The 950-nt window shown below is 45.1% G+C and carries 1 protein-coding gene; it reads right to left on the bottom strand.

From position 1 onward, the window contains the following. Positions 1-202: 202 nt before the first annotated feature. Positions 203-928 (bottom strand): HAD family hydrolase, encoded by a 726-nt coding sequence (locus R7R24_RS25210; RefSeq protein WP_025612457.1) that lies wholly within the window; start codon positions 926-928, stop codon positions 203-205. Positions 929-950: the final 22 nt, after the last annotated feature.

A 950-nucleotide genomic window follows, 5' to 3' on the forward strand; every position in this document is an offset into this window, starting at 1 on the left:
TTTATCCACTCTATTTTCCTCCATATTAGCTGAGAATGGCTAGCCAGAAGATTTCTATCAGCAGAATCTCGCTTTGCGTATGAATTGTAAGGTTGGTGCAGATTTTGGTGCTTTAGACCACCCATGATCCCAATGCTTTTCGCGCAGATAAAATAAACCCCAGCTCAATGTCTGGGGTTGTGGTTTTCTTAATTCGCTGTTGTTATTGGGCGAGTGTTTTCAGGATTTCTTTTAGCTCGACGGTTTCTCGGATTTCAAAGTTCGGCGTTATCTCTGTTGGATTACTTGCGCCAGTCGCATTCACCCACACACTCAAAATACCAATGTTGTTTGCGCCTGCGATGTCTGCCGCTAAAGAGTCACCGATGTGTAAGGCTTCTTCTGGTTTGATGTCGACAAGATTCAAGGCTTTTTGGAATATGCTGGCCGCTGGTTTTTCTTCTGGCTCTTCGCCACCCACAATAATATGGTCCACCCATTCATCCATTTGTGTTGCTTTCAATTTGGGGTGCTGCGAGAAAATTGGACCGTTAGTGATCACGACGAGTTTGTAGTGCTTACGTAGATCCGTCAGCATTTCTTTTACGCCAGGGAAGAAAGTGAACGCGCCCATACGTGCTGAATCAAAATAGTGTTGTGCTTGCTGAGCTTGCTCTGCATCGATGTGGATGCCGTTCTCTGCCAAAATCGTTTGGATCAGACCACAGCGAAAAGCATTTTCGTCTGGAAGAAGAGCAACCAGCTGAGGAAACTCTGCATTGAGCTTTTTATATACCCCTTGCAAGTAGCGTTGTAAGAATGCTTGAGGATCAGAGACTTGTGGATACGTTTGTTGAATCCAGGCAGCAAATTTTTGCCCTGCAGCTTTGTCTGCTTGGGATGTGCCACATAACGTCTCGTCCATATCAAAAAAAATCGCTTTAAGCACAGGGGCTCCTTTCATTCACTAC

Source organism: Vibrio sp. 704 (assembly GCF_033339295.1).